6 protein-coding genes and 4 tRNA genes are annotated in these 4,783 nt (G+C 30.8%); 4 read left to right on the forward strand and 6 right to left on the reverse strand.

The features are described 5' to 3' along the window. Nucleotides 1–59: 59 nt before the first annotated feature. From LJD32_RS14480 to LJD32_RS14490, 3 genes are all read right to left on the reverse strand, one after another. A tRNA-Met gene (locus LJD32_RS14480) sits at nucleotides 60–136 on the reverse strand. Nucleotides 137–162: 26 nt separating this feature from the next. Beyond that, nucleotides 163–238: transfer RNA gene (locus LJD32_RS14485), tRNA-Ala, on the reverse strand. 12 nt (nucleotides 239–250) lie between these two features. Continuing rightward, nucleotides 251–327 (reverse strand) — tRNA-Pro (locus LJD32_RS14490). A gap of 147 nt (nucleotides 328–474) precedes the next feature. On the opposite strand from LJD32_RS14490, the gene LJD32_RS14495 reads away from it, so the two are divergent. Next, on the forward strand, nucleotides 475–1,458 hold the full coding sequence (locus LJD32_RS14495) for an HD domain-containing protein (RefSeq protein ID WP_227392760.1): 984 nt from the start codon (nucleotides 475–477) through the stop codon (nucleotides 1,456–1,458). Between the two features lie 34 nt (nucleotides 1,459–1,492). Here the strand turns inward: LJD32_RS14495 and LJD32_RS14500 are convergent, their stop codons facing one another. The 3 genes from LJD32_RS14500 to LJD32_RS14510 are packed head-to-tail and all read right to left on the reverse strand — an operon-like array spanning nucleotide 1,493 to nucleotide 2,479. Continuing rightward, entirely contained in the window at nucleotides 1,493–2,113 is a 621-nt protein-coding gene (locus tag LJD32_RS14500; RefSeq protein WP_032091630.1) for a manganese catalase family protein, read from the reverse strand. After that, the gene (locus LJD32_RS14505; RefSeq protein ID WP_032091629.1) at nucleotides 2,071–2,352 is read right to left on the reverse strand and encodes a spore coat protein CotJB; all 282 of its coding nucleotides are present in this window, start codon (nucleotides 2,350–2,352) and stop codon (nucleotides 2,071–2,073) included. Before LJD32_RS14505 ends, LJD32_RS14500 begins: the two co-directional genes overlap by 43 nt. After that, the gene (locus LJD32_RS14510; RefSeq protein WP_081919096.1) at nucleotides 2,345–2,479 is read right to left on the reverse strand and encodes a spore coat associated protein CotJA; all 135 of its coding nucleotides are present in this window, start codon (nucleotides 2,477–2,479) and stop codon (nucleotides 2,345–2,347) included. The genes LJD32_RS14505 and LJD32_RS14510 overlap by 8 nt, the downstream gene beginning before the upstream one ends. Before the next feature lie 107 nt (nucleotides 2,480–2,586). On the opposite strand from LJD32_RS14510, the gene LJD32_RS14515 reads away from it, so the two are divergent. The 3 genes from LJD32_RS14515 to LJD32_RS14525 all read left to right on the forward strand — a co-directional run bounded on the left by LJD32_RS14515 (nucleotide 2,587) and on the right by LJD32_RS14525 (nucleotide 4,714). Continuing rightward, a tRNA-Trp gene (locus LJD32_RS14515) sits at nucleotides 2,587–2,660 on the forward strand. 151 nt (nucleotides 2,661–2,811) lie between these two features. Continuing rightward, on the forward strand, nucleotides 2,812–3,690 hold the full coding sequence (locus LJD32_RS14520; RefSeq protein WP_032091628.1) for a LysR family transcriptional regulator: 879 nt from the start codon (nucleotides 2,812–2,814) through the stop codon (nucleotides 3,688–3,690). An 85-nt stretch (nucleotides 3,691–3,775) separates the two neighbouring features. Beyond that, on the forward strand, nucleotides 3,776–4,714 hold the full coding sequence (locus LJD32_RS14525; protein WP_032091627.1) for an NAD(P)H-binding protein: 939 nt from the start codon (nucleotides 3,776–3,778) through the stop codon (nucleotides 4,712–4,714). The last annotated feature ends 69 nt before the right edge of the window (nucleotides 4,715–4,783 follow it).

The raw sequence follows: 4,783 nt of genomic DNA on the forward strand, positions 1-4,783 counted from the left end.
CTGCTGGTTTTCAAGACCAGTCCCTTCAGCCAGACTTGGGTAAATCTCCGCAATATTAATGGTAGCGGGAGGGGGATTCGAACCCTCGACACTCCGGGTATGAACCGAATGCTCTAGCCAACTGAGCTATCCCGCCATAATATTGAAATTTATTAAATTAATTGGTGGAGCCAAGCGGGATCGAACCGCTGACCCCCTGCGTGCAAGGCAGGTGCTCTCCCAGCTGAGCTATGGCCCCAATTTTTATAAATGGTCGGGAAGACAGGATTTGAACCTGCGACCCCCTGGTCCCAAACCAGGTGCACTACCAAGCTGTGCTACTTCCCGTTACTGCCCTTATAATTATACATATATTTTCACTTTAATCAAGCTTTATTTAAAAAAATATTAAAATAAATTTTACTCTATTTTAATATACTTTAAAAAAGTGTGATAGAATGAATGTAATTTAAAATTTTAAGGAGTTGAAAAAAATTGAATAATTTATGGAAAATTTATGAAAAAGAGCATTTAGAATTTATAAATAGTCTTATACATGTTCCATCAATGCAAAGACTTAAAGATATTGGGATGAATTGTGGAGTGGAATATACTGCTTTTGACTTCTTTTCAAACATTGTACCATATTCTCGTTATCAACATAGTATAGGGGTTGCATTAATTGTTTATCATTTTTCACATGATCTTAGACAGACAGTTGCAGGTTTGCTTCATGATATAGCAACTCCTGTCTTTGCACATACGATAGATTTCTATCACCAAGATCATTTAAAACAAGAATCAACAGAATTAGATACGAAAAAGGTAATTGAACAAGATACCTTATTAGTTTCTTTGTTGCATAAGTATCATTTAACGATAGAAGATGTTTGTAACTATCATTTATATCCGCTGGCTGATAATGAATCTCCTAAACTTTCTGCAGATCGTTTGGAATATACATTAGGAAATATGTATAGTTATGGATTTTGTGATTTAGAGATGATACAAATGATTTATAAGGATCTCAAAGTAAATGACAAGAAAGATGAACTTATTTTTAAACATGAAGATAAAGCTGTTCTTTTTACAAAAATGATGTTGAAGTGTTCACATGTTTATATTTGTGATGAAGATCGTTATGCGATGCAATATTTATCTTATGTTATTAAAAAAGCAGTTGATAGAGGTGTAGTTAAAGAAGATGATTTTTATCTTCAAGAAAAGAATTTTATTGATTTATTAATAAAAGATAAAGAAATTAAACAGTTATGGGATGATTTTCGACAATTAAATTGTGTTTATAAAGGAAAAAATAAAGAGTTTTTTTGTAAACAAATACCGGCTAAAAAAAGATATATCGATGTTTATGTAGAAAATAAAGGGAGAATTTCTAAGATAAATAAGGAAATGGCTCAAGAAATACAAATGTTTTTAGCAACAGATTTAAGTGAATATTTGTGGGGAAAGTGTGAATAAGTGCATAAAAGGTGAATAACTTAAGTTATTCACCTTATTCACATGTTTGTTCACGTTTTGATGAAGTAAATGAGGGATTATAAGCGTAGTAGTTCTTCTTATTTAATTGACTCTTGACATATTCAAGTCCTTCAGCAAAACGTTGATAATGCACGATTTCTCTTTCTCTTAAAAAACGAATGACTTTATTGACGTCTTCATTTTTACTTAAAGCAAGAATGTTATCATAAGTGGTTCTAGCTTTTTGTTCAGCAGCCATGTCTTCTGTTAAATCAGAAATAGGATCTCCCACAGATTGGAAAGTATCGGCACTAAAAGGAATACCCGCACTATTTGTTGGATAGACACCTAATGTATGATCAGTAAAATAGGCATCTAATCCACCTTCTTTAATTTCTTGAGGTGTTAGACCATTGGTAAGTTGATAGAAAAGGGTACTAATAATTTCAACATGAGCAAGTTCTTCTGTTCCAATGTCTGTCAATAAGGCTTGAATTCTTGGATAAGGCATCGTATAGCGTTGATTTAGATAACGAAGTGCTGCTCCTAATTCACCATTAGGTCCACCAAGCTGTGAAATAACGATTTTAGCAGTTTTAGCATCAGGTTTTCTTACATTAACGGGATATTGCAAGCGCTTTTCATACAACCACATGTTGATCCTCCTTTCATCCAAGGAAATGGTTCATTAATATAGTTTTCAATATTCTTTCCGTCTCTATTTGTAAGAGCACCGCCATTTTTTAAATAAGTTTCTTTCATCTTTAAAAGATGCTTCATCCCTTCTTTATAATATTTTTTAGCTTCTTGATCATTAGGGTGGGTATCTAAAAACAAAGTAACATCTTGGATACAAAAATCCAATTTACTTATTTGTAATAATGTATCATCCACGTTGCATCACCCATGGTTTATCCAATTGTTTAAAAATAGTTCCTTTATCAAAAGCCACATTCATTTTATAGATATCTTTAAATGTTTGTATTTTGATAGAGGATATAGTTAATTCTAATTCATTCATATTTAACCTCCTCAAAATTATCTTATGAGACATTTTTTTTAATTTATAGGCAATTAACTATTGCTTAATTGTTTTTTATATGATATATTAATTAGGCAAACCCAACTAGGGGTATAGTTCAATGGTAGAATACCGGTCTCCAAAACCGTTGATGTGGGTTCGACTCCTACTACCCCTGCCAGTTTGTGATAAACACATCTTAAATGTGTTTTTTTATTTGTGTATTGTGAATATTGTTGTGAATAAAGTGAATAACTTAAGTTATTCACTTTTTTTGCGCACAATTTGAGCATTAATGTGAATAAAATGATATGATAGATAGGGTGATAAAGATGTTTAAACAAGTAATTTATTATTTTATAGCAGTAGTCGAACAAGGAAGTTTTTCAAAAGCAGCCAAAAAATTTTATCTATCACAATCAGCAATTTCTCAGCAAATCACAAAATTGGAAAATGATTTGGGATTTTCTCTTTTTGATCGTAGGACTTATTATCCAACATTAACAGAAGAAGGAAAAAGGTATTATGATCTTGCAAAGAAATTATTGAGTGATTATAAAAATGAATATAATGATATTAAAGAAAATTTACAAAAAGATGTGTTAACGATTGGGATTACAGGTCCTTTTGAAAGAAAGCATGTACCATTTATTGTTAAACAATTCAAAGAAAACGATACTATTTCAATTGATATCAAAGCTTTTAATTTATTTACCTGTATTGAAAAATTAAACAATCGAGAAATAGATATTGCTTTTGGCTTAAGTAATAACTTTAAAAATTATCCAGATCTTATTTATCGTACAATTTATCATTCACATGTTTGTGTCGTTACTTCTTTAGAACATCCTTTAAGTCATAAAGAATATGTAACAATTAAAGATATCAAAAATGAACCTCTTATTGTTTTATCGAAAAAACAAGGAAAAGAGTACTATCATGATTATATGGAAGCTTTCCGTTTAGATGGAATGATTCCTTATATAAAAAAAGAAGTAGATGATTTAAATGAATATGTGATGGCTATTTCTTTAGGGGAAGGAATAGGACTTTCGGCCACAGAGGTCATTAGTGAAAATGATCAAGTAGCAGTGATTCCTTTAAAAGAAAGTCATCATCATGCTGATTATGCTGTAGGATATCATCAAGATAATGGAAAAAAGGCGATACAACAATTTATGAAATATGTAGAAGATTATTTTAGACTATAAGAAAAACTTATAGTCTTTATTAATTTTTAAGGTCTATTTTATAAAAATATTCATGATATAATTTTCACATGTGGAGGTATGAACGATGAGTAAAATTGTTATTAATGGTGTTGATGGAAATTTTGGTTCATTAGTGGCTAAATATGCTTTAGAATTGATGAACAAAGAAGATTTAGTATTTACAGCACCTAAAGAAGAAAGTTTAAAAGAATATAAGGAACAAGGGATTCAAACAGCTATAGCTAATTTTAATGATCCTGAAGGACTTGTTAAAGTTTTTGAAAATGCGGATAAGGTTTTATTGATTTCAATGCCTTTTGTAGGTGAAAAAAGAAGACAAGCTCATAAAAATGCAGTAGATGCATGTGTGAAAGCAAATGTTAAACAAATTATTTATACATCTGTTTTATCAGCAGCACATCCATTTAACCCAAGCATTGAAAATGTAGATCATTCTTATACAGAAGCAATTATTCAAAATACATCGCTTGATTATATCTTTTTAAGAAATTCTCTTTTTGTTGAAGCATTTACAAGTGACTATTTAAGAGCAGTAGAAGCTAAAGAAACAACAATTTCTAAAAACATGGGTGATGGGCGTGTGTGGTTTATTTCACGTAAGGATTGCGCTTATGCAGCAGCTTGTGCTTTAAATAATCATTTATTACATCGAGCTGTTTTAAATATTAATGGTTTAGAACCACTATCTTATGAAGATTTCTTAGCTATTGGAAACAAAGCAACAGGAAATCATATCACTTATACAAGACTTACAGATGATGAACTTTATGCTTATTTTGATTCAATTGGTGTTCCTAGAAATACGGATGGAGATTTTTCAAAAAGTCCAATTAAAGCAACATCAGAAGGAATGGTTACTTTTGGAACAACTGTCACACAAGGCTATTTAGATGTTCCTGTTAGTGATTTTAGTTCACTTACAGGAAGAAAACCATTATCTATTCAATATATCTTTGAACATGTAGATGATTATTTATTAGGTGATCGTCATCCAACAGAATAAAAAAATGAGGGAGATGAAGTGAACTGAAAAAGTTGGACAACTTAGGAGGTTCACTTTTTATTATGGCTA

It is taken from the genome of Faecalibacillus sp. TM498 (genome assembly GCF_020589955.1).
In the GTDB taxonomy this organism is placed as follows: Bacteria; Bacillota_I; Bacilli_A; order Erysipelotrichales; family Coprobacillaceae; genus Faecalibacillus; species Faecalibacillus intestinalis.

Excerpts from the sequence above, each read along its gene's own strand:
- LJD32_RS14500 (WP_032091630.1), bottom strand. The coding sequence starts at position 2,113 with ATGTGGTTGTATGAAAAGCGCTTGCAATATCCCGTTAATGTAAGAAAA.
- LJD32_RS14510 (WP_081919096.1), bottom strand. The coding sequence starts at position 2,479 with ATGAATGAATTAGAATTAACTATATCCTCTATCAAAATACAAACATTT.
- LJD32_RS14520 (WP_032091628.1), top strand. The coding sequence starts at position 2,812 with ATGTTTAAACAAGTAATTTATTATTTTATAGCAGTAGTCGAACAAGGA.
- LJD32_RS14525 (WP_032091627.1), top strand. The coding sequence starts at position 3,776 with ATGAGTAAAATTGTTATTAATGGTGTTGATGGAAATTTTGGTTCATTA.